19 protein-coding genes, 2 pseudogenes and 1 riboswitch are annotated in these 22,778 nt (G+C 71.3%); of the genes and pseudogenes, 12 read left to right on the plus strand and 9 right to left on the minus strand.

Going from position 1 to position 22,778, the window contains the following annotated elements; all coding sequences use genetic code 11:
* Nucleotides 1-188, plus strand: a pseudogene (locus ABZ490_RS18590) (inositol 2-dehydrogenase); the annotation flags it as partial.
* Nucleotides 189-280: 92 nt separating this feature from the next.
* Here the strand turns inward: ABZ490_RS18590 and ABZ490_RS18595 are convergent.
* The 4 genes from ABZ490_RS18595 to ABZ490_RS18610 form a co-directional block, all read right to left on the minus strand.
* Complete coding sequence (locus ABZ490_RS18595) at nucleotides 281-1,081, minus strand: ATP-binding cassette domain-containing protein (protein WP_358990968.1); 801 nt, start codon at nucleotides 1,079-1,081, stop codon at nucleotides 281-283.
* Between the two features lie 3 nt (nucleotides 1,082-1,084).
* Nucleotides 1,085-2,149, minus strand: a complete 1,065-nt coding sequence (locus ABZ490_RS18600) for an ABC transporter permease (protein WP_358990971.1) — start codon at nucleotides 2,147-2,149, stop codon at nucleotides 1,085-1,087.
* Between the two features lie 96 nt (nucleotides 2,150-2,245).
* Complete coding sequence (locus ABZ490_RS18605; RefSeq protein ID WP_358990974.1) at nucleotides 2,246-3,334, minus strand: sugar ABC transporter substrate-binding protein; 1,089 nt, start codon at nucleotides 3,332-3,334, stop codon at nucleotides 2,246-2,248.
* A 343-nt stretch (nucleotides 3,335-3,677) separates the two neighbouring features.
* Nucleotides 3,678-4,715 (minus strand): LacI family DNA-binding transcriptional regulator, encoded by a 1,038-nt coding sequence (locus ABZ490_RS18610; RefSeq protein ID WP_358990977.1) that lies wholly within the window; start codon nucleotides 4,713-4,715, stop codon nucleotides 3,678-3,680.
* Nucleotides 4,716-4,902: 187 nt separating this feature from the next.
* Here ABZ490_RS18610 and ABZ490_RS18615 point away from each other — a divergent pair, with 187 nt between their 5' ends.
* Genes ABZ490_RS18615 through ABZ490_RS18630 form a run of 4 tightly spaced genes read left to right on the plus strand, consistent with a single transcriptional unit; the run spans nucleotide 4,903 to nucleotide 8,807 of the window.
* A complete protein-coding gene (locus tag ABZ490_RS18615; protein ID WP_358990980.1) occupies nucleotides 4,903-6,084 on the plus strand; it encodes a Gfo/Idh/MocA family oxidoreductase in 1,182 nt (393 codons plus the stop codon).
* 58 nt (nucleotides 6,085-6,142) lie between these two features.
* Nucleotides 6,143-7,156 carry a sugar phosphate isomerase/epimerase gene (locus ABZ490_RS18620; protein WP_358990983.1) on the plus strand — a complete coding sequence of 338 codons (1,014 nt, stop codon included), beginning with the start codon at nucleotides 6,143-6,145 and terminating at the stop codon, nucleotides 7,154-7,156.
* The gene (locus ABZ490_RS18625) at nucleotides 7,153-7,932 is read left to right on the plus strand and encodes an SDR family oxidoreductase (RefSeq protein ID WP_358990986.1); all 780 of its coding nucleotides are present in this window, start codon (nucleotides 7,153-7,155) and stop codon (nucleotides 7,930-7,932) included. Before ABZ490_RS18620 ends, ABZ490_RS18625 begins: the two co-directional genes overlap by 4 nt.
* Nucleotides 7,933-7,949: 17 nt before the next feature.
* Nucleotides 7,950-8,807 (plus strand): sugar phosphate isomerase/epimerase, encoded by an 858-nt coding sequence (locus ABZ490_RS18630; RefSeq protein WP_358990989.1) that lies wholly within the window; start codon nucleotides 7,950-7,952, stop codon nucleotides 8,805-8,807.
* A gap of 13 nt (nucleotides 8,808-8,820) precedes the next feature.
* Here ABZ490_RS18630 and ABZ490_RS18635 read toward each other — a convergent pair whose 3' ends face one another.
* Both ABZ490_RS18635 and ABZ490_RS18640 read right to left on the minus strand, forming a co-directional pair.
* Nucleotides 8,821-9,999 (minus strand): spermidine/putrescine ABC transporter substrate-binding protein, encoded by a 1,179-nt coding sequence (locus tag ABZ490_RS18635; protein ID WP_358990992.1) that lies wholly within the window; start codon nucleotides 9,997-9,999, stop codon nucleotides 8,821-8,823.
* A 30-nt stretch (nucleotides 10,000-10,029) separates the two neighbouring features.
* Nucleotides 10,030-11,469: a gamma-aminobutyraldehyde dehydrogenase gene (locus tag ABZ490_RS18640; RefSeq protein ID WP_358990995.1), complete on the minus strand. Its 1,440-nt coding sequence runs from the start codon at nucleotides 11,467-11,469 to the stop codon at nucleotides 10,030-10,032.
* 165 nt (nucleotides 11,470-11,634) lie between these two features.
* Between ABZ490_RS18640 and ABZ490_RS18645 the strand changes: the two genes are divergently transcribed.
* The 7 genes and pseudogenes from ABZ490_RS18645 to ABZ490_RS18675 all read left to right on the plus strand — a co-directional run bounded on the left by ABZ490_RS18645 (nucleotide 11,635) and on the right by ABZ490_RS18675 (nucleotide 18,749).
* Nucleotides 11,635-12,159 carry an Lrp/AsnC family transcriptional regulator gene (locus tag ABZ490_RS18645; RefSeq protein WP_358990998.1) on the plus strand — a complete coding sequence of 175 codons (525 nt, stop codon included), beginning with the start codon at nucleotides 11,635-11,637 and terminating at the stop codon, nucleotides 12,157-12,159.
* Nucleotides 12,144-13,526 (plus strand): aspartate aminotransferase family protein, encoded by a 1,383-nt coding sequence (locus ABZ490_RS18650; protein WP_358991001.1) that lies wholly within the window; start codon nucleotides 12,144-12,146, stop codon nucleotides 13,524-13,526. Before ABZ490_RS18645 ends, ABZ490_RS18650 begins: the two co-directional genes overlap by 16 nt.
* Nucleotides 13,527-13,729: 203 nt before the next feature.
* Nucleotides 13,730-14,425 (plus strand): annotated as a pseudogene (locus tag ABZ490_RS18655) (ATP-binding cassette domain-containing protein); the annotation flags it as partial.
* Nucleotides 14,426-14,907: 482 nt separating this feature from the next.
* Nucleotides 14,908-16,176 carry a hypothetical protein gene (locus tag ABZ490_RS18660; protein ID WP_358991003.1) on the plus strand — a complete coding sequence of 423 codons (1,269 nt, stop codon included), beginning with the start codon at nucleotides 14,908-14,910 and terminating at the stop codon, nucleotides 16,174-16,176.
* A 114-nt stretch (nucleotides 16,177-16,290) separates the two neighbouring features.
* On the plus strand, nucleotides 16,291-16,710 hold the full coding sequence (locus ABZ490_RS18665) for a VOC family protein (protein WP_358991006.1): 420 nt from the start codon (nucleotides 16,291-16,293) through the stop codon (nucleotides 16,708-16,710).
* 37 nt (nucleotides 16,711-16,747) lie between these two features.
* Complete coding sequence (locus ABZ490_RS18670; RefSeq protein WP_358991009.1) at nucleotides 16,748-17,875, plus strand: Rossmann fold nucleotide-binding protein; 1,128 nt, start codon at nucleotides 16,748-16,750, stop codon at nucleotides 17,873-17,875.
* 163 nt (nucleotides 17,876-18,038) lie between these two features.
* Entirely contained in the window at nucleotides 18,039-18,749 is a 711-nt protein-coding gene (locus ABZ490_RS18675; protein WP_358991012.1) for an LAETG motif-containing sortase-dependent surface protein, read from the plus strand.
* Nucleotides 18,750-18,803: 54 nt separating this feature from the next.
* Here the strand turns inward: ABZ490_RS18675 and ABZ490_RS18680 are convergent, their stop codons facing one another.
* The 3 genes from ABZ490_RS18680 to ABZ490_RS18690 are packed head-to-tail and all read right to left on the minus strand — an operon-like array spanning nucleotide 18,804 to nucleotide 22,554.
* On the minus strand, nucleotides 18,804-19,823 hold the full coding sequence (locus tag ABZ490_RS18680; protein ID WP_358991404.1) for an ABC transporter ATP-binding protein: 1,020 nt from the start codon (nucleotides 19,821-19,823) through the stop codon (nucleotides 18,804-18,806).
* Between the two features lie 2 nt (nucleotides 19,824-19,825).
* Nucleotides 19,826-21,427, minus strand: coding sequence for an iron ABC transporter permease (locus ABZ490_RS18685; RefSeq protein ID WP_358991407.1), 1,602 nt, complete (start codon nucleotides 21,425-21,427; stop codon nucleotides 19,826-19,828).
* Nucleotides 21,428-21,474: 47 nt separating this feature from the next.
* Nucleotides 21,475-22,554, minus strand: coding sequence for a thiamine ABC transporter substrate-binding protein (locus ABZ490_RS18690; protein WP_358991410.1), 1,080 nt, complete (start codon nucleotides 22,552-22,554; stop codon nucleotides 21,475-21,477).
* Nucleotides 22,555-22,636: 82 nt separating this feature from the next.
* Nucleotides 22,637-22,744, minus strand: a riboswitch (TPP riboswitch).
* Nucleotides 22,745-22,778: the final 34 nt, after the last annotated feature.

A 22,778-nucleotide genomic window follows, 5' to 3' on the forward strand; every position in this document is an offset into this window, starting at 1 on the left:
TCGACACCGAGTTCCGCGAATGGATCGCCGGCATCGCCGCCGGCGACGAGCCCACCGGGCCCTCCGCCTGGGACGGCTACGCCGCCACCGTCATCTCCACCGCGACGGTCGAGGCACGGCGGTCGGGCCGCGTCGTGACCACGGACATGAAGCCGCGACCCGCCTTCTACGGCGGCGACACCCCGTAGGAGTCGACAGGAAAGCCGTGGGCCGTCCGCTCCGAGGAGTGGACGGCCCACGGCTTTCCTGCCTGAGCGGAAGGTGACCGAGCGGTCGGCGATCAGGCGTCGGCCTGGAGTTGGGCGAGTTCGGCTTCGAGGTCGGCCATGGCTTCGCCGCCGGCCATGAGGTCGGTGATCTCTTCGCGGGTGCGTTCGCCCTTGCGGAAGTCGTCGGCCTTCTGGCCGCGGATGAGGACGGCGAAGTGGTCGCCGACCATCATGGCGTGGCGGACGTTGTGGGTGACGAGGATGACGGCGACGCCCTTGGCGCGGGCCTGCATGACGATGCGCAGGACGTGGGCGGCTTCCTTGACGCCGAGGGCGGCGGTGGGCTCGTCGAGGATGAGGACGTTGGCGCCGAAGTAGACGGCGCGGGCGATGGCGAGGGCCTGGCGTTCGCCGCCGGAGAGGCTGCCGACGAGGCGTTCGCCGTCGGTGACGCGGGTGATGCCCAGGGACTGCATCTCGCGGACGGCGATCTCGCCGGCGAGTTTCTTGTCGAAGAGTTTGAAGGGGCCGAAGCCCTTGGTGGGTTCGGCGCCGACGAAGAAGCAGCGGCCGACGCCCATGAGGGGGAAGGTGCCGCCGAACTGGTGGACGGTGGCGATGCCCTGGGCGGAGGCGTCGCGGGGGCTGTCGAAGTCCACCGGGCGGCCGTTGACCTCGATGGTGCCGGAGGTCGGCTTGTGGAACCCGGAGAGGATCTTGATGAGGGTGGACTTGCCGGCGCCGTTGTCGCCGAGCAGGCACAGGACCTTGCCGGCGTCGACCTCGAGGGAGATGTCGGCGAGGGCGTGGGTGCCCAGGAAGGACTTGTTCACCCCGGTCAGGCGCAGCAGTGGGGTGGTGGGGTCGGTCATGGGTCAGGCCTTCTTCGCGGTGCGGGGCTTGTAGGACAGGGCGAGGCGGCGGAAGGTGTTGTTCATCAGGACCGCGGCGAGGATGAGGATGCCGAGGATGAGGCTGGCCCAGTCGGAGTTCCAGCCGGTGTAGTAGATGCCCTGGTTGACGATGGCGAAGGTCAGGGTGCCCAGCACGATGCCGAAGACGGAGCCGTAGCCGCCGGTGAGGAGCACGCCGCCGACGACGACGGCGATGATGGAGTTGAAGACGAAGGACTGGCCGTTGGCGACCTGGGCGCCGTTGTAGAGGATGGTCTGGATGACGCCGACCAGGGCGGCGCCGAGGCCGGAGGCCATGTAGAGGGCGATCTTGACGCGGTCGACGGGGATGCCGGTGGCGCGGGCGCTCTCCTTGTCGCCGCCGATGGCGAAGACCCAGTTGCCGTACTTCATGGCCTGGAGGACGACCGCGACGACGGCGGCCAGGCCCAGCCACCAGAAGACGGCGACCTCGAACTGTCCGGCGATCAGGTGTCCGAACAGGGCCTTGGAGAGCGGGTCGGGGTTGACGGGGACGCTGGTGGTGCCGGTCGTCACCCTCGACAGGCCCAGCGTCAGGCCCGCCATGCCGGACAGCGTGGCCAGGGTGATCACCAGCGAAGGCACGTTCGTACGCGTCACCAGGATGCCGTTGAGGAGGCCGACCAGCAGGCCGAGGCCGAGGGCGAGGACGATCCCGACGATCATGGGGGCGCCCCAGTGGCCGGAGACGATGGCCAGGGTCATCGAGGAGCCCGCCAGGACCGAGCCGACCGAGACGTCGAGCTCTCCGGCGATCATCAGCAGTCCGACCGGGATCGCGATGATGCCCAGCTCGGCGCCGATGTTCAGCCAGCTCGCCGCACCCGCGGGAGCCAGGAACTTCGCCCCGCCGAAGATCGCGAAGAAGACGAACACACTGAGCGTCCCGATCAGCGCACCCGCCTCAGGACGGTGCCACAGCCGCCCCAGCGGGCTCTCGGACTGCTTCGGCGGGGCGGCGGCGGTCGCCTGCTCGGCCGTGGTGTCGGGAAGTGAGGTTGTCATCGGAGTGGTCACCTTCGTGGATCCGGGTGTGGTGCGGGCAGGCAGGACTCGGAGATGGGGTGCCGGGCCCGTGCGGGGCCCGGCACCCGGGGTGGGTCAGCGCACGCCGGCCTTGGTGCCGGCGATCGCCGCGTCGACGTTGTCCTTGGTGACCAGCAGCGGGCCGGTCAGGATCGGGTTCTGCGGCGGCAGGACGCCGTAGGAGAGGTACTGGTCGGCCATCGACACGACGTAGAAGCCCTGGAGGTACGGCTGCTGGTCGATGGCGAACGTCTGCTCGCCGGCCTTGATCCGGGTGAGCTGGCTCTCCGAGAGGTCGAAGGTGCCCAGCTTCACCTTGTCGGCGGCCTTCGCCTGCTTGATCGCGGCGGCGGCGCTGTCGGCGTCGCCGACACCGATGGTCACGACGGCGTCGATGCTGGTGTCCTTCAGCAGGGCGCCCTTGATCGCCTGGGTGACCGCGGAGGGGTTGCCGAAGTTGGACGAGGGCAGCGGGAGCTGCTTGGAGGAGGAGCCCTTGCCGGTGGCGCCGTCCTTGACGCCCTTGCAGCGGGCCTCCTGGTTGGCGGAGCCGGGCACGGTGTTGACGCACAGGATGTTCTTGGCGCCGTCCTCGGCGAACTTGACGCCGCCCGCCTTGCCCGCCTCGTAGTCGTCCGACCCGACGTACTTCAGCGCGCCGACGTTCTGGGCGGCCTCGGTGCCACCCGCGTTGTAGGTGAGGACGAGGATGCCCTTGGCCACCGCCTGCTTGATGGCCGCGTCCTGGTTGTCGGGCACCCAGTCGGGCACGAGGATCGCCGACGGGTTCTGCGAGATCGCGGTCAGCGTCAGCTTCGCGACGTCCGGGCCGAGGTTGTCGTAGTTCGCCGGGCCGAGATAGGTGACCGAGCCGCCGCCCGCCTTCACCAGCTTCGCCGCGTCGTCGACACCGCGCTTGACCGTGGACCAGAACGGGTCGTCGGACTTGCCGCCGATGACGTAGATCGAGTTCTTGCCGTTGTTCTTCACACCGGTCGTCGATCCGCCGGAGGTGGCCGTCGCCCGGCCCGTGTCACCGCCGGTGGCCTTGCCGCTGGCGCACCCGGTCAGCGCGGTGGCCGACAGGGCGAGCAGGCTCACCACGGTCAGGCCCCTTCTGGAGAGACGGCGGCCGGCCGGCCGGCGAGTCTGTGTGCGTTCCATGTGCGGGGGTGCTCCTTCGTGTGATGCCGGGCGGTGCGTGCGCGGGGCCGGGCATGGCTCGGGCTGAGGTGGTGCGTGCGATCCGGGTCGCTCGAAAGCGCGGGGAGGGCCGGCGCCGTCGGGATCCCAGGGGTCTCGCTCGGTCGGGCGCGGAGGGTCGGCGATGAGGAGAACGGCTCGTCACGAGCAACCTTTTAAATCGCTTTAAGAGGTGGCCAGAGCATGCTTGTGTTTCGGAAAGGTGTCAAGACACCGTTCGGGAAATGCACACCGTTCCGTTATCTGCCGATAAAAGATGCATTACCCATGCAGTTGGCGGCGGGGGCGGGGCGGTTCGGCCAGGTCAGCGCGGTGCGGCCGTCGTGCCCCGGACGACGAGGGACGGGGCGAGGACGATCTCGCGGGGCTCGGTACGCCCCTGGTCCAGCCGTTCGACGACGGCCAGGACGGCCTGCCGGGCCTGCTCCTCGGCGTTCTGGCTGACCGTGGTCAGATCGAAGCAGGTCAGCCGGGACAGGGTGTCGTCGTCGTAGCCCACCACGGAGACATCGCCGGGGACCTCGACCCCGGCCCCCCGCAGGGCGGTGAGCACACCGATGGCGCTGCGGTCGTTGAACGTCACCACGGCGGTCGGCAGCTCGCCGTCGTCGAGCAGCTGCCGGCCGACCCGGTCACCGGCCTCCTCGGTGAGGTCCCCGTGCAGGACCCGGATCCGCTCGTCGAGGCCGTGCCGGCGCATGGCCGCCCGGTAGCCGCGGCGCCGGTCGGTGGCGATGATCCCCTTGCCCCCGTCGACGCAGACGATCGCGCGGTGCCCGAGGCCCACCAGATGGTCGACGACCTGCCCGACCCCGGCGTCGTCGGCGGACCGTACGACATCGAGAGCGGCGCCGGTGATCCGGCGCCCCACCGAGACGACGGGCGCCCTGCGGTCCAGCTCGGCGAGGACGGCGGCGGGGGCCACCGGGCCCAGGAGGATCAGCGCCTCGCAGCGGAAGGCCAGCAGCGTCTCGACGGCGGTGTTCTCGTCGCGGGTGCGGGTCTGCGTGCTCAGGACGAGGTCGTAGCCGACCTCCTCCGCCGCGGTGTGCAGATGCTCGACCAGCTCGGCCTGGAAGGGGCTGTGGACGTCGATCATGACGCCGAGCAGCCGGCTGCGCTTGCTGGCCAGGGCGCTGGCCGTACGGTCCGGACGGTAGCCGAGGTCCGCGGCCGCCTTGAGGACCCGCTGCCGGGTGCGCTCACTGGGGCCCGGCACACCGCGCAGCACCAGGGACACCGACGCCGTGGACAGACCCACGCGCGCGGCGACGTCCTCCAGCCGCGGGCGCGGGGTCGCGCCGTTGGCGCCCGCAGGGGCAGCGGAACCGAGCTCGTCCACACGACCTCCCGCGGTTTTGTGGCAACGCCCTTGACATCTGTTGGTGACGCCGCTGATAGTACCAGCACTTAAAGCGCTTTAAGCGGGTCCTGGTCCCCGGCCGTCGCCGGAGCTGAACCGGGACCCCGGCGCTCGGTCCCCTCTTCCCCCTAGCCGCGGCGCATCGGTGCGCCGGAGAGGAAGCACCATGAGCACACGACCGATCGGGGTGGCGGTCATCGGGGCCGGAATGGCGGGCCGCGCCCACCTCAACGGCTACCGGCAGGCCGCGACCCTGTACGGCGCGGGACTGCCCGAGGTGCGCCTGGTCGCCGTCGCCGACGCCCATGAACCCTTCGCCCTCGACGCCGCCCGCCGCTACGGCTTCGAGCGGGCCGAGACCGACTGGCGGGCGATCGTGGCGGCCGAGGACATCGACGCGGTGAGCGTCGTGGTCGCCAACCACCTGCACCGCGAGATCGTCGAGGCCCTGCTGGCGGCGGGCAAGCACGTGCTGTGCGAGAAGCCGCTCGCGCCGTCCGTGGCCGACGCCGAGGCCATGGTGAAGGCCGCCGAGGGGACCGGGCTGGTGGCCGCGACCGGCTTCACCTTCCGCCGCTCCCCCGCGATCAACGCCGTCCGGCAGCAGGTGCGGGAGGGCTCCCTCGGGCCGGTGCAGCACTTCAACGGGCACTACTGGTGCGACTACGGGCACAACCCGGACGCCCCCCTCAGCTGGCGCTACCGGGGCGGACCCGGCTCGGGGGCGCTGTCCGACATCGGCAGCCACCTCATCGACCTCGGCGAGTACTTCTGCGGTCCCGTGAGCAGCGTCCAGGGCGCCGTGCTGTCCACGCAGGTGCACGAGCGGCCCCTGCCGCTGGGCACCGCCGTGGGGCACTCGGCCGACGTGGCGGTGAGCCAGGAGCGCGGGCGCGTCGAGAACGACGACATCGCCACCTTCACCGCCACGTTCGCCTCCGGTGCCGTCGGCACCTTCTCCGTCTCGCGCATCGCCCGGGGCCTTGCCAACTCGCTGGGCTTCGAGGTGTTCACCCAGGGCGGGGCGGCCACCTTCGAGCTGTCGCGGGCGGCGGAGTTCACCCTCGCCGACGGGGCGGCCTCCGACCCGGTGGACGGCTACCGGCGGGTCGTGGTCGGCCCCGGCCACCCCTACATCGCCGGCGGTCTGCCCATGGACTTCCCCAGCGTCGGCCACGGCCAGCACGAGTTCTTCGTCTGGCAGGCCCGGGCCTTCCTGGAGCAGATCGCGGGCCTGGACCGGCTGCCGGCCTGCCCCACCCTCGCCGACGGGCTGCACAACCTGCGCGTGATCGACGCGATCGTCGCCTCCGCCGCGGCGGGCGGCACGGCGGTCACCGTCCCGTGACCCAAGGCCCCCTCCCCACCCGCACCGCCCCCTTCGACAAGGACCGAGGAACCACACGATGAAACTGGGCCTCTACAACGCGATCCTGCACGACCGTCCGCTCCCGGAGGCGATCAAGGTCGTCGCCGGGCTGGGCCTGACCGGCCTGGAGATCAACACCGGCGGCTTCCTCCCGGCGGTCCATGTGCCGACCTTCGACGAGATCCTGGTCAGCGACACCGCCCGCGACGACTTCCTCGGCCTCTTCGAGGGCACCGGCGTCTCGATCGCCGGCCTCAACGCCAACGGCAACCCGCTGCACCCGAACCCCGTCATCGGCGAGAGGCACGCCGAGGACATCCGCCGCTCCATCCGCCTCGCCGAACGCCTCGGGCAGCACCGCCTGGTGACCATGTCCGGTCTGCCCGGCGGCGAACCGGGCGCGCGGCGCCCGAACTGGATCGTCAACGCCTGGAACTCCGCCGCCCTGGACGTGCTGGACCACCAGTGGGAGATCGCCGCGGACTTCTGGCGCGAGACCGACCGCCTCGCCCGTGACCACGACGTGAAGGTCGCCCTCGAACTGCACCCGCAGAACCTGGTGTTCAACTCCGCCGACGTGCACCAGCTGATCGACCTCACCGGCGCCACCCACGTCGGCGTCGAACTGGACGCCTCCCACCTGTTCTGGCAGCAGATGGACCCGGTCGCGGTCGTCCGCCACCTCGGCGGCCTCGTCTTCCACGCCGCCGCCAAGGACGTCCGCGTCAACGCCGAGCACGCCGCCCTCTACGGCGTCCTCGACAACAGCTTCCGCCGCCTGTCCCCCGACGAGCCGCGCACCAACCTCGGCGGCGACGAGTGGGCCAACGAGTGGCCCCGGAACTCCGCCTGGGACTTCGTCGCCCTCGGCAAGGGCCACGACGTCGCCTACTGGACCGAGTTCCTGCGCGCCCTGCACGAGGTCGACCCGGGCATGCTCGTCAACATCGAGCACGAGGACACCGAACTGGGCCCCGTCGAGGGCGTCGCCGCGGCGGCCGAGGTCCTCAAGGCCGCCGACGCGGCGCTCCAGGAGAGCCTGACGTCGTGATCGCCTGGGCCTCCTACCCGTACCGGGGCCGCGTCGTCCTCGTCACGGGCGCAGGCAGCGGCATCGGCCGGGCGACCGCACGCGCCTTCCTCGAACAGGGAGCGGGCGTCGCGGTCCTCGGCCGCCGCCCGGAACCGCTGCACGAGACCGTGGCCGGTTTCGGCACCGCACGCGTGCAGGTGATCGCCGCCGACGTCACGGACGCCGGGGCGCAGGAGCGCGCGGTGGCCGCCGTCGTCGAGCGGTTCGGCCGCCTCGACGTCGTCGTGGCCAACGCCGGCACCAGTGAACCCAGCCGTATCGACACCTTCGACGACGACGCCTGGGAGCGCCTGCGGTCGGTGAACCTCGACTCCGTCGTCCGCCTCGCCCGGCTGACCGCCCCGCCGCTGCGCGCCGCGCACGGAAATCTCGTCGCCGTCTCCTCCATCGCCGGACTGCGCGGCGACTGGAGCCAGTTCGCCTACAACGCCACCAAGGCGGCGGTCAACGCCCTCGTGCAGAGCCTCGCCCTGGACCTCGGCCGGGACGGGGTGCGGGTCAACGCCGTCGCGCCCGCCTTCACCGTCTCCCGGCTCACCCAGGAGCGCCTGGACGACCCGGAGTTCACGGCACGGCTCCTCGACCGCGTGGCCCTCGACCGGGTCGCCCGGCCCGAGGACATCGCGCGCGCCGTGCTCTTCCTCGCGAGCCCCGACGCCGGATACATCACGGGGGCCGTGCTCCCGGTCGACGGCGGCACCAGCGCCTCCAGCGGCACACCCCGCCCCCTGTGACACCAAGGAGTACCCCCATGAGGATCGCCCTCGACCCGTACATGATCCGCAACGTGCCGCTGCTCGAACTGCCCGCCGTGGTGGCCGAACTGGGCTACGAATGGATCGAGCTCTCGCCGCGCGAGGACTTCGTCCCCTTCTTCCGCCACCCGCGCGTCGACGACGCCACCGTCGCCAACTTCCGCAAGGCACTCGACGCGGCGGGCGTCGGGATCTCCTCGATGCTGCCGCTGTTCCGCTGGTCGGGACCGGACGAGGACGCCCGTCAGGCCGCCGTACGCTACTGGAAGCGCTCGATTCAGATCGCCGCCGACCTGGGCGTCGACAGCATGATCTCCGAGTTCAACGGCCGCCCGGAGGACCCCGACCGCAGCGAGGCACAGTTCTGGAGGTCGCTGGACGAACTGCTGCCCGTCTTCGAGCGCGAGGGCATCAAGCTGACCCTGGAGCCGCACCCGGACGACTTCATCGAGAACGGCTACGACGCGGTCAACCTGATCCGGGGCATCAACCACCCCAACGTCAGCTTCCTGTACTGCGCCCCGCACACCTTCCACATCGGCAACGACGCCCCCGGCATCATCCGGCACGCGGGCGATCTCCTCACCCATGTCCACCTCGCCGACGCCTACGACCACACGGCGTCCTCGGGCAACCGCTACATCCTCAACCCGCCCGGCACCACCGCCCGCATCCACCAGCATCTGGACATCGGCGAGGGCGAGGTCGACTTCGGCGAACTCTTCCGCGAGCTGCGCGCGAACGGCTTCGACGGCACCCTCACCGCCTGTGTCTTCGCCTGGGAGGAGCGGGCCCGCGAATCCTCGGTGTTCATGCGCGAGAAGATCACCGAGTACCTGACCGCGGGGCGGTGACCCCGCCCCCGGGTCACAGCCCGACGATCGCGTTCCAGCTCCGGGTGAACTCCAGCCGTTCCGTGGAGGTGATGTCGCGGGCGATGGCGAGACGGGCGCGCATCTCCTTGTCGGGGAAGATCAGCGGGTTGCCGGCGAGGGCGGCCGTCTCCTCGTCGGCGGAGTCGGCGAGGACCGCCTGGGCGGCGGGCACGGGGCAGACGTAGTTGACCCAGGCCGCGAGCTCGGCGGCGGTCCCGGGCTCGTAGTAGTGGTCGACGAGCCGCTCGGCGCTGGTCTTGTGGCGGGCGAGGTCGGGGATCATCAGGGAGTCCGACCACAGCTCGCCGCCCTCCTCGGGGACGACGAAGCGGATGTCGGGGTTGTCCGCCTGGAGCTGGATGACATCGCCGGAGTACGCCTGGCAGGCCAGGACGTCACCGCTGACCAGGTCCTTGGTGTAGTCGTTGCCGGTGAAGCGGCGGATCTGGCCCTTCCCGACCTGCTGCTCCACCTGCTCGCACACGGTGCGGAAGTCGTCGGCCGTCCACCGGGTGATGTCGACGCCGTTGCCCTGCATCAGCAGCGCGAAGGCCTCGTCCAGCCCGGAGAGCAGGGTGACCCGGCCCTTGAGGTCGCTCGCCCACAGGTCGGAGACGGCCCGGATGTCGCGGCCCAGCCTGCGCCGGTCGTAGGCGATGCCGGTGATGCCCGACTGGTAGGGCACGGTGTATCGGCGGCCCGGGTCGAAGGCGGGGGAACGCAGCAGCGGGTCCAGGTACTCCGCCACGTTCGGCTGACGGTCGCGGTCCATCTCCTGGACCCAGCCCAGCCGTACGAACCGGGCGCACATCCAGTCGCTGATGACGATCAGGTCCCGGCCGGTCTGCTGATGGTTCATCAGGGAAGGGCTGATCTTCCCGAAGAACTCGTCGTTGTCGTTGATCTCCTCGACGTAGTCGACGGATATCCCGGTGCGCTTCGTGAAGGCGTCCAGGGTCGGCCGGTCCGTCGGGTCGTCGTCGTCCGTGTCGATGTACAACGGCCAGTTCGCCCACGTCAGCCGCTTGTCACTGGCGGACACATCGGCCCCGGCCCGCTCGCCGGGCTGCACATAGGCGGCCCGCACCCCGCAGCCCGCGAGGGCGCCGAGCGCGGCGGTGGAACCGAGGGAGCGAAGGAGGGAGCGGCGGGAGGGGAGGGGCGTGCGCACGGCACGCCCCTCCCGGCGGTGGCCCGCCAACTACGCCTCCAGTGACGTCATCACGTGCTTGATGCGCGTGTAGTCGTCGAAGCCGTATCCCGAAAGGTCCTTGCCGTAGCCGGACTTCTTGAAGCCGCCGTGCGGCATCTCCGCGACCAGCGGGATGTGGGTGTTGATCCACACGCAGCCGAAGTCGAGCTTCTTGGACATGCGCATCGCGCGGCCGTGGTCCTTGGTCCACACCGAGGAGGCGAGGGCGTACTCGACGCCGTTGGCCCAGGTCACGGCCTGCTCCTCGTCCGAGAAGGACTGCACGGTGATGACCGGGCCGAAGACCTCCTTCTGGATGATCTCGTCGTCCTGCTTCAGCCCCGAGACGACGGTCGGCGCGTAGAAGTAGCCCTTGTCGCCGACCTGGTGGCCGCCGGCCTCGACCTTGGCGTGCGCGGGCAGCCGCTCGATGAAGCCGGTGACCTGCTTGAGCTGGTTGGGGTTGTTCAGGGGGCCGTACAGGACGTCCTCGTCGTCGGGCTGCCCGGTCTTCGTCTCGGCCGCGGCCTTGGCGAGCGCGGCGACGAACTCGTCGTGGATCGACTCCTGGACGAGGACGCGGGTGGCCGCCGTACAGTCCTGGCCGGCGTTGAAGAAGCCCGCCACGGAGATGTCCTCGACGGCCTTCGGGATGTCGGTGTCCTCGAAGACGACGACCGGCGCCTTGCCGCCCAGCTCCAGGTGGACGCGCTTGACGTCCTTGGCCGCGGACTCGGCGACCGACATGCCGGCGCGCACCGAGCCGGTGATGGAGGCCATCGCCGGGGTGGGGTGCTCGACCATCAGCCGGCCGGTGTCACGGTCGCCCGTGACGACGTTGAAGACGCCCTTGGGCAGGATCGAGCCGAGGATCTCGGCGATCAGGACCGTGGAGGCGGGCGTGGTGTCCGAGGGCTTCAGGACGACCGTGTTGCCGGCCGCGATCGCCGGGGCGAACTTCCACACGGCCATCATCATCGGGTAGTTCCACGGCGCGACCTGCGCGCAGACGCCGACCGGCTCACGGCGGACGATGGAGGTCATGCCGTCCATGTACTCGCCCGCGCTGCGGCCCTCCAGCATCCGGGCCGCGCCCGCGAAGAAGCGGATCTGGTCGACCATCGGCGGGATCTCCTCGGAGCGGGTCAGCCCGATGGGCTTGCCCGTGTTCTCCACCTCGGCCGCGATCAGTTCCTCGGCGCGCTCCTCGAAGGCGTCCGCGATCTTCAGCAGGGCCTTCTGCCGCTCGGACGGGGTGGTGTCCCGCCAGCCCGGGAAGGCCGCGGCGGCGGCGGCCATCGCGGCGTCCACGTCCGCGGCACCGGACAGCGGCGCGGTCGCGTACGCCTCGCCCGTCGCCGGGTTGACCACCTCGGTGGTCCGTCCGTCGGCGGCGTCCCGGAACTCACCGTCGATGTAGTTGCGCAGACGACGCAGCTCGGTGCTCACTGACCGGCCCTCCAGTTCGGATGTCCATTGACTGAGACACCCACAGTAATCCGCCCACCCACGTTTTCAACACCCCCGATCCCACGATGACTGCGGAATCCGCAGATCTCGGTCGCGTAAACAACGAATTTCATCGCCGTGGCCTTGCGGAACTGTCGAGACGTCGTGCACAGTGAGGCCGTGGCCAGTCGAAGCGCAGAGCACAGGGACGGCGGGAGCTCCCGCGAGTCCAGGAACGGCACCCCTCACCTGGATGCCGTCAGCCTCGGCATCATCGAGCAGCTCCAGGAGGACGGCCGCCGGCCGTACGCCGCCATCGGCAAGGCCGTCGGCCTGTCCGAGGCCGCCGTGCGCCAGCGCGTGCAGAAGCTGCTCGACCAGGGCGTGATGCAGATCGTCGCCGTCACGGACCCGCTCACCGTGGGTTTCCGGCGGCAGGCGATGGTCGGGCTGCACGTCGAGGGAGATGTGGAGTCCATAGCCGAGGCGCTCACCGACATGGCCGAGGTCGAGTACGTGGTGATGACCGCGGGCTCGTTCGACATCCTCGCGGAGATCGTCTGCGAGGACGACGACCACCTGCTGGACGTCATCAACAAACGCATGCGTGCCCTGCCCGGCGTGCGCTCCACCGAGAGCTTCGTCTACCTGAAGCTGAAGAAGCAGACCTACATGTGGGGAACCCGATAACCGTGACCGAGAAGGACCTCAGCCGCACCGCGTACGACCACTTGTGGATGCACTTCACCCGCATGTCCTCGTACGAGAACTCGCCCGTACCGACCATCGTCCGGGGCGAGGGCACCCACATCTACGACGACAAGGGCAAGCGCTACCTCGACGGCCTCGCCGGCCTGTTCGTGGTCCAGGCCGGCCACGGCCGCACGGAGCTGGCCGAGACCGCCTTCAAGCAGGCACAGGAACTGGCGTTCTTCCCGGTCTGGTCCTACGCCCACCCGAAGGCCGTCGAGCTGGCGGAGCGCCTCGCCCACCACGCGCCGGGCGACCTGAACAAGGTCTTCTTCACCACGGGCGGCGGCGAGGCCGTCGAGACCGCGTGGAAGCTGGCCAAGCAGTACTTCAAGCTCACGGGCAAGCCGACCAAGCACAAGGTCATCTCCCGCGCGGTCGCCTACCACGGCACCCCGCAGGGCGCCCTGTCCATCACCGGCCTGCCGGCCCTGAAGGCGCCCTTCGAGCCGCTCGTGCCCGGCGCCCACAAGGTGCCCAACACCAACATCTACCGCGCCCCGATCTTCGGCGACGACCCCGAGGCCTTCGGCCGCTGGGCCGCCGACCAGATCGAGCAGCAGATCCTCTTCGAGGGCCCGGACACCGTCGCCGCGGTGTTCCTGGAGCCGGTCCAGAACGCGGGCGGCTGCTTCCCGCCCCCGCCCGGCTACTTCCAGCGGGTCCGCGAGATCTGCGACCAGTACGACGTGCTGCTCGTCTCCGACGAGGTCATCTGCGCCTTCGGCCGCCTCGGCACGATGTTCGCCTGCGACAAGTTCGGCTACGTACCGGACATGATCACCTGCGCCAAGGGAATGACCTCCGGGTACTCCCCCATCGGCGCGTGCATCATCTCCGACCGGCTCGCCGAGCCGTTCTACAAGGGCGACAACACGTTCCTGCACGGCTACACCTTCGGCGGCCACCCGGTGTCGGCGGCGGTCGGTCTCGCCAACCTCGACCTGTTCGAGCGCGAGGGGCTGAACCAGCACGTCCTCGACAACGAGTCCGCGTTCCGCGCGACCCTGGAGAAGCTGCACGACCTGCCGATCGTCGGCGACGTCCGCGGCAACGGCTTCTTCTACGGCATCGAGCTGGTCAAGGACAAGGCGACCAAGCAGTCCTTCGACGAGGCCGAGACCGAGCGCGTCCTGTACGGCTTCCTCTCCAAGGCCCTCTTCGAGAACGGCCTGTACTGCCGTGCCGACGACCGCGGCGACCCGGTCGTCCAGCTCGCCCCGCCGCTGATCTCCAACCAGGAGACCTTCGACGAGATCGAGCAGATCCTGCGCGCCACGCTGACGGAGGCCTGGACGAAGCTGTGATCAACTGACCCTGTGATCAACACCGGCCCCGGTGTCCGCCGTGCGAGTGAGAAACGGCGTACCGGGGCCGTGTGCTGTCCCCAAGCCCGCCGCGACCTCCTTAGCGTGCTCGTGACCGATCGGCCCTGCCTTCGTTCCCCCTTCGTTCCCCCGGACGGGGGATACCCCAGGGAACTCACGGATCTGAACCGAGGTGTACGCCCATGGAGGCCCCGCCGGACAACGACGTGCTCTGGGCACGCTCGCTGCACTTCACGCACCGCGACGGATCACCGGCGCTCGGCGGGGTCTCGCTGGGCGTCCGGGAGGGCGAGATCCTCGCCGTCAGCGGGCCGCGCGGCAGCGGCAAGACGACCCTGCTGCACTGTCTGTCCGGCCTGGTGCCCGCCCAGCGCGGCGAGGTCTGGTTCAACAGCGTCCCCGTGCACACCATGGGCCCGATGGCCCGCGAGCGGCTGCGCCGCGACCGCTTCGGCTGGATCGACCCGGTCCCGGTGCTCGTCCCCGAGCTGAACGTGTGGGAGAACGCGGCCCTCCCGCTGATGCTGCGCGGCACCAGCCGCCGCCGGGCGAAGGCCGCCGCGCTGGAGTGGCTGGAGCGCCTCGACGTCGGCTCGAAGGCCCGCAGCCGGCCGCACGAGCTGACCCAGGCGGAACGCCAGCGTGTCTGCATCACCCGGGCGCTCGCCCCCGCCCCCTCCATCCTCTTCGCGGACGAACCGACGGCCCCGCTGCACCGCTCCGACCGCGCGCACGTCCTGCGCACCCTCACCACCGCGGCCCGCTCCCACGGCATCACCGTGGTCCTCGCCACCCACGACCCGGAGACCGCCTCCCTGGCGGACCGCCGCATCACCCTCCTGGACGGCCGCCAGGTCACCACCCTCCACCTGCCCCCGCCCCCGGAGCCCCGGGCGACGCCGGACGGCCGCGGGCACCGTGCGGATCCCGGTGAGCCGGAGGCCGGTACACCGTCGGACGACCCCGGGTCGGCACAGCACGGGCCGGGTGAACGAGAGCCTCGGGCCGGTACGCAGGCGGCCCACGGCGGCCGAGGTGAACGCGAAGGCCCGGCGCGCGGACACGGAGCACCGGACAGCTCGGGTGAACTCGCAGGCCCGGCACGCGGGCACGGGGCACTGGACGGAGGCCCGGGTGGACTCGAACGCCCGGCGGCGGGGCGTGGGGCCCAGGGCGGCTCGGGTGAACCCGCACGCCCGGCGCGCGGGCACGGAGCACCGGACGGCCCAGGTGAACCCGCACGCCCGGCGCCGGGGCGCGGGGCTCAGGACGGCCCGGGTGATCCGGGTGATCCGGAGCGGTCGGCGGGTGGGCCTGGGGCGTCGGGTGGTCGGGGTGAGGCGGAAGGGCGGGGGGCCGCGTGCTCGCTCTCCGTCTGACCCGCAGCGCGCATCCCGCCGTACAGGCGCGCCGCCTCCTGGTCGCGGCGGCCTCGGCGGCCACCGGTTTCCTCCTCCTCTCCACCCTCGGCCACGCCCTGACCCACCCCGAGGCCTCCCCCGGCTCCCTGCTCCGCCTCGCCTGGTGCGCGGTCCCGCTGGCCGCCACCGTCCATCTCGCCCTCGCGGTCGCCCGCACCGACCCCGGCACCCGCCCCCGCCCGGGCCTCGCGGCCATCGGCCTGGGCCCGGCCCGGCTGATGGCCGTCTCCGCGACCACCACGGCCCTGTCGACCCTGCTCGGCTCGATGCTGGCCCTCCTCCTCTTCCTGCACCTCCGCGGCGACCTCACCGGCATGCCCTTCGACGGGGCGGCGACCGACTTCCTGGCCGCGGACCACCCCCTGCCCCTGCCGGCGGCCCTCACCCTGCTCTCCCTGGTCCCGGCCACGGCCTCCGCCTCGGTGGCCCTGATGCTCTGCCCCCGGGACACCCTCGTGGCGGCCCGCTCGGCCGCCGGAATCCGCCCGGCTCGGCCACCCCGCATGCCCGCGGGCCCGCGGGCCGCGGATGAGGCACAGCCGGGCGACGCACCCCACCCCCCGCCCCCGGCGGACGGCGCCGCGGACGCCCCCGGCCACCTCCCCGACCCCACCGCCCTCCCCTGGGGCGCCGCCCTCCTGGCCACCGGTCTCGCCGTGGAGGGCTACGCCAGCCGTACCTCCACCGGCGCCGCGCTCCCCCTCCCCACCGGCCTGCCCACCGCCCCCACCGCGGTCCTCCTCGGCTGGACCCTCACGGCGGTCGGTCTGGCCCTCGCCGGCCCCGGCCTCACCCACCTGTGCGGCCGTCTCCTCCAGACCGCCCGCCCCGGCGCCCTCCGCCTCCTCGCGGGCCGCGGCCTGATGCAGGAGGCCGCCCGGATCGGCCGCCCCCTGGGCGTGGTCTGCGCGGTGGCCTCGGGCGCGTACGCGGTGGCCGCCCTGTACGACCCCGCCGACCCCTCCTCCGGCCCCCTCACCACCCTCGGCGCCGCGGTCGTGGCGTGCTGCACGGTCGCCACGCTCCTCACGACCGCCGTCGAGGCGAGGCAGGCCCGCGCCGACACCACCGCCGCCCTGCTCCGCCTGGGCGCCCCCGGCAAGACCCTGCGCACCGCCGCCGCCCTGCGCGCCGGCGCCCTCCTGAGCCTCTTCGTCCCCCTGACCCTCATGGTGGCGGAGCTGGCCTCCCTCCCCCTGGCCCACTGAGACCCGTACGAAAAAAAGATCGCGCCCGGCGATGAGTTCCGCGCGGCCCCCCGGTCTACCCCACCGAACAGCACGCACCACCCCCACCGCACGCACCCTCGACGGGAGAGACCGATGACCGCCCCGGCCTACCAGCAGATGATCTTCGTCAACCTGCCCGTGTCCGACCTCGACGCCTCGAAGACGTTCTTCACCGGGCTCGGCTACTCGATCAACCCCCAGTTCAGCGACGACAACGCGGCCTCGGTGGTGATCAGCGACACGATCGTCGCGATGCTGCTCACCAAGCCGTTCTACGCGACCTTCACCAAGAAGGAGATCGCGGACGCCACGACGACCAGCGAGGTCCTCGTCGCGCTCAGCGCCGAGAGCCGCGCGAAGGTCGACGAGCTGGTCGACCGCGCGCTCTCCCTCGGCGCCACCCCCAGCGGCGAGACGCAGGACATGGGCTTCATGTACGGCCGTTCCTTCGACGACCTCGACGGGCACACCTGGGAGATCATCTGGATGGACCCGGCGGCCGTCGAGGGCTGATCCCCCGGACCGCACGGGCGGTGCCTAGCATGGGCGGGTGCATCCGACGACACCCGCCCAGCCGTTCGACGGTTCCCACGATCGTGAGATCGAATCCCTCGCCGAATTCGACGAGGTGGTCCGCGACTTCGGCACCCTCCACCACTTCCGGGTCCAGTCCGTCGACCTGACGGACCGTACGGACGTCCTGCTCGCCCTCGACACCTCGGCCGCCCTGTTCCTGGGCTGCCCGATGGCGCCGGACGCGGCGGCCAAGGCCCGCGCCTCCGGCGCCCTGGTCTTCCCGCCCGTACCGGGCCTCTCGTTCGATCCGTACCGCGGCTTCGTCTACACCCCCGAGGAGCTGTTCGACTCCCTCGACGAGGGCTACGAGGCCACCCCAGACGCCCGTACCTACGCCTGGTTCCAGCGGACCAGGTCCGACGGCGACATCTTCGGCTCGATGCTCCGCTCGCTCCACGACGACGCCGTGTCCGACGCGCTCGACGAACTCCTCGTCGGCGCGCGGGTGGTGGGCGTGATGGGCGGCCACGCCATGGCGCGCGGCACGGACGCGTACGCCGGCGCGGCCCGTCTCGGCCGTGAACTCGCCCGCGAGGGGCTCATGGTGGCCACCGGCGGCGGGCCCGGCGCGATGGAGGCGGCCAACCTCGGCGCGTACGCCGCCCCGTTCGACGCCGCGATGCTCACCGACGCCCTGCGGCTGCTCGCCAAGGCGCCCACGTTCACGCCCTCGGTCACCGACTGGGCGCGGGCCGCCTTCGAGGTCCGCGCCACCTGGCCGGGCGGCGGCCCCTCGGTGGGCATACCGACCTGGTTCTACGGCCACGAGCCGCCGAACCCGTTCGCCGCGCACCTCGCCAAGTACTTCTCCAACGCCACCCGCGAGGACGGCCTGTTGGCCCGCTGCAACGCCGGTGTGGTCTTCCTGCCGGGCGCCGCCGGGACCGTACAGGAGATCTTCGACAACGCGACGCCCAACTACTACGAGTCGCGCGGCGAGCCGACGCCGATGGTGCTGGTGGACCGGGAGCACTGGACGGAACGGCTGCCGGCGTGGCCGTTGTTGTGCTCACTCGCCCGGGAGCGGTCGATGGAGTCCCGTATCGCCCTCGTTGACCGGATCGAGGAGGCTCCGGCGGCATTGAAACGTCTCGCCGGGTAATGAGCGGGCAAAGCCGATCGCTGGGAGCGGTCCCCGCATTGACACTTCTTATGGAACGCTTATAGACCTGTGAGTCTGCTGGGGATGGTGACGCACTCGGCATCACCGGGGGCGCCATCTCCCCCTCCACCCCCCGCAGTTGCGCTTCCCCTTAAGGACAAACGTGTCCCTTTCCCGCCGTACCGCCGCTCGTTCGGTGCGTTTCCTCGGTGTCACCGCGGCCTCCGCCGCCCTCGCGCTCGGCGCCGCGGGCAGCGCGCTGGCCTGCGAGATAGGTGACTTCTCCGCGGCTGCCGGATGCGACGGCGCCAAGGGCGTCATCACGGTCACCGACAAGGACGCCTCGGGCGTGCCCGCCGTCGTCACCGTCTTCCTGGAGAACAACGGCGCCGACCTCCGCCAGGTCGGCGAGCAGACGGTCGAGGGCTCCAAGAAGGGCGCCGTCATCACCTTCGCCGAGGACTGGGCGCCGAACGCGGTGTACCGGATCCACGTCAAGGCCGTCAAGAACGAGAAGATCCTCGTCGACGAGGACATCGCGGGCAACCTGACCACCCCGGCCGAGGCCTGCAAGGGGGACGACGACACCGCCTCGCCGTCCCCGAGCGCCTCCGAGTCGGAGTCCGGGACGCCGTCGAGCACCCCGTCCACCCCGGCCGACACCGCCACCCCGAGCCCCTCGGAATCGTCGTCGGACGACAGCACCGTGCCCTCCACGGACAACGCCCCCTCGCCCGCGGTCCAGGAGTCCAACCTCGCCGAGACCGGTGCCTCCAACACCGGCCTGATCGCCGGCATCGCCGCCCTGCTCGTCGTCATCGGCGGCGGCGCGGTCTTCTTCGGCATGCGCCGCCGGGGCTCCAGCAACCGCTGACGCACCCCCGCACCACCACGGCCCGTCCCTCCCCCGGGGCGGGCCGTACCCTTCTCAGTCCAGCACCGCCGTCTCCGTCGCGTCGAAGGCCACCCCGACCGTGTCCCCGGCCGCCGGCGCCTCCCGCAGCGCGCACGCCGCCTCCAGGCGCGGCGCGCCCTCCGGCTGGAGGTGTACGGCGACATGGGTGCCCTTGAAGGTCCGGGCGGCGACCGTGCAGCGCAGGCCCTCGTCGGCGGGGACGAGACGGACTCCGGCGGGGCGGACGAGGAGCGTGCGCGCCCCCTGCGGGGAGCCCTCCGGCACCGGCACCTTGCCCCAGGGCGTCACCGCGACCTCACCGGTGACGTTCGCCTCCACGACGTTCTCGAAGCCGAGGAACCGCGCGACGAACGCGTCCGCCGGCCGCTGCCACACCTCGAGAGGCGTACCGGACTGGGCGATCCGCCCGTCCCGCATCACCACCACCCGGTCGGCGAGCGCGAACGCCTCGCCCTGATCGTGGGTGACCGCGAGGACGGTGGTGCCCAAGCGGCCGAAGAGCTCCCGGAGTTCCACCACCAGCCGCTCCCGCAGCGAGCGGTCCAGCTGACCGAGCGGCTCGTCCAGCATCAGCAGCCGGGGGCGGGGCGCGAGGGCCCTGGCGAGCGCGACGCGCTGCTGCTCGCCGCCGGAGAGCGCGGCGACCGCCCGGCGACCCGCGCCCGGGAGACCGACCAGGTCGAGCAACTCCCGGACCCGCTCGTCCTGTTCCTTCCGCGACGCACCGTGCATGCGCAGCCCGAACGCCACATTGCCGCCGACGTCCCGCTGCGGGAACAGCTGATGGTCCTGGAACATCAGCCCCAGCTCCCGCCTGTGCGCGGGCACCCCGCTCTGGTCTCGCCCGTCCAGCAGCACCCGCCCGGAGTCGAGGGGCTGGAGACCGGCGACCGCCCGCAGCAGCGTGGACTTGCCGCTCCCGCTCGGCCCGAGGACGCACACCACCTCGTGTTCACCGACCGCCAGGTCCACCGCGTCGAGCACCGCCCGCCCGCCGAACCGCACGGTGACGCCCTCAAGCCCCAGCAGCATCATCAGAACTCCCCCGTCCGGTCGGTCCGCAGCCGCTCCAGCACCAGCAGGGCCACCGCGCACACCAGCATCAGAATCGTCGACAGGGCCATCGCCTGCCCGTAGTTGAGCTCACCGGCCCGGCCCAGCAGCCGCGCCACCGCCACCGGCAGGGTCGGACGGTCCGGCCGCGCGATGAACACGGTCGCCCCGAACTCCCCCAGCGACACCGCGAAGGCGAACCCGGCCGCGACCAGCAGCGCCCGCCGCACCATCGGCAGGTCCACCTCCCGCCACACCCGCCACGGCGACGCCCCCAGTACCGCCGCCGCCTCCCGCAGCCGGTGGTCCACCGCCCGCAGCACGGGCAGCATGGTCCGTACGACGAAGGGGACGCCGACCAGCGCCTGGGCCAGCGGGACGAGGATCCAGCTGGCGCGCAGATCCAGCGGGGGCTCGTCCAGGGTGATCAGGAACCCGAAGCCGACGGTCACCGCCGACACGCCCAGCGGCAGCATCAGCAGCGCGTCGAAGCCCCGTACCAGCCGGCCCGCGTCGCGGCGGGTGAGCGCCGCGGCGGCCAGCCCGCCGATCAGCACCGCGATCGCGGTCGCGGCGACCGCGTACTCCAGCGAGTTGCCGATCGCCTCGATCGGCGGCACCAGGAAGACATTGCCTTCCTCGCTGGTCAGCGCCCGGTAGTAGGCGAAGTCCGGTGCGTCCAGGGACCGCTGCACGAGCACGGCGAGCGGCAGCACGAGCAGCAGCGCGATGCTCGCGAGCACCCCGGCCAGCAGCATCCACTGCCCGGCCCCGCGTGGCCGCCGGGCGGTCGTACCCGCGTCCACCAGCCGCAGGGCGGTCTCCCGCCGCCGTACCGTCCAGGCGTGTACGACGAGGATCGCGCCGACCGCCGCGAACTGCACGATCGTCAGGACGGCCGCCGTGGAGAGATCGAAGATCTCGGAGGTCTGGCGGTAGATCTCCACCTCCAGGGTGGAGAAGGTGGGCCCACCGAGGATCTGGACCACACCGAAGGAGGTGAAGGTGAACAGGAAGACCATCAGCGCGGCGGCGGCCACGGCCGGTCCGAGCGCGGGCAGGGTCACCGTGCGCCAGGCCCGCAGCCGGGACGCGCCCAGCATCCGCGCGGCCTCCTCCTGGCGGGGGTCGAGCTGCGCCCACAGCCCGCCGACGGTCCGTACGACGACGGCGTAGTTGAAGAAGACATGCGCCAGCAGGATCGCCCACACCGTCGTGTCCAGCCGTACGCCCCACAGGTCGTCCAGCAGACCGCCGCGCCCGACGAGCGCGAGGAACGCGCTGCCGACGACCACCGTCGGCAGCACGAACGGCACCGTCACCACGGCCCGCAGCACCTGCTTGCCCGGGAAGTCCAGCCGGGCGAGGACATACGCGCCCGGCAGCGCGACCGCCAGGGTGAGCACGGTGGAGGCGACCGCCTGCCAGGTGGTGAACCACAGGACGTGCCGGATGTCCGACCGGCCCAGGACGTCGACGATCCGCCCGAACTCCCATGTCCCGTCGACCTTCAGCCCACGGGCGACGATCGCGGCGACGGGATAGGCGAAGAACAGCCCGAAGAACGCGACGGGCAGGGCCATCAGGCCGAGCCGCGCCGCGCTCCCGGAAGGCCGTCCGGCCGCCTTGGTCACTTCAGTACGAGCGAGGTCCACGACGTGACCCACTGGTCGCGGTTCTGGGCGATCTTCGCCGGGTCCATGGTCTCGGGGTCCTTGGCGGCGGGCCCGTACTTCGTGAACTCGGCGGGCACGCTCGCCCCCTCGACCACCGGGTAGACGAACATGTTGAGCGGCATGTCCTCCTGGAACTCCTTGGAGATCAGGAAGTCGATGAGCGCCTTGCCGCCCGCGCTGTTCCTCGCGTTGCCCAGCAGCCCCGCGAACTCGATCTGCCGGAAGCAGGTCCCGGTCGCGACGCCGGTCGGGGCGGTGCTGGGCTTGGGGTCGCCGTAGATCACCTCGGCGGGCGGGGACGAGGCGTACGACACGACGAGCGGGTGGTCGGCCCCGGCCTTCTTGCCGCCGGCGGACCCCGAGAACTCCTCGTTGTACGCCTGCTCCCAGCCGTCGACGACCTTCACGCCGTTGGCCTTGAGCTTCTTCCAGTAGCCCTGCCAGCCGTCGTCGCCGTACCGTGCGGCCGTGCCGAGCAGGAAGCCGAGGCCCGGGGAGGAGGTGGAGGCGTTCTCGGTGACGAGGAGGTTCTTGTAGGCGGGCTTGATCAGATCGTCGTACGACGTCGGCGGGGCCAGCTTGTGGTCGGCGAAGTACTTCTTGTCGTAGTTGACGCAGATGTCGCCGTAGTCGATCGGCGTGACCCGGTGCTTGCCCGAGTCCAGCTGGTAGGCGCTGCCGACCTGGTCGAGCCCCTTGGCCTCGTACGACTGGAACAGACCGTTGTCGAGCGCACGCGACAGCAGGGTGTTGTCGACGCCGAAGAAGACGTCCCCCTGCGGGTTGTCCTTGGTCAGGATGGCCTTGTTGACGGCCTGGCCCGCGTCGCCGTCCGTGAGGACCTTCACCCGGTAGCCGGACTGCTTCTCGAAGTCGGCGAGCACGCTCTTGGAGACGGCCCACGAGTCATGGCTGACGAGGGTGACGGTCTTGGTGTCCGACGCGCTCTTGGTGCCGGACGACTCCGCACCGCATGCGGACAGCGTGACGAGGCCGAGGCCGACCGTCGCCGCCACGAGGGTCTTGAGGTGCACGGGATGTTGCACTGGATGTCCTCCTGGGGTTGGCCAGGAAGAACGCGGCCCCGCCCGGGGACACCCGGGCAGGGCACAACAGCTTGAGCGATGACCGAACTTCCTACCCAGAATGACCTGGGCGAGGTTCAGAGGGTCTGCGGCCCGATTGCCGCACTCTCAGCGCTGTGGCGCTCCCCTGTCGGAATATGAAGATGTGGGTGTGATGAAGACGCGAGTATGAC

The organism is Streptomyces sp. NPDC005811 (assembly GCF_040630405.1).
Taxonomy (GTDB): domain Bacteria; phylum Actinomycetota; class Actinomycetes; order Streptomycetales; family Streptomycetaceae; genus Streptomyces.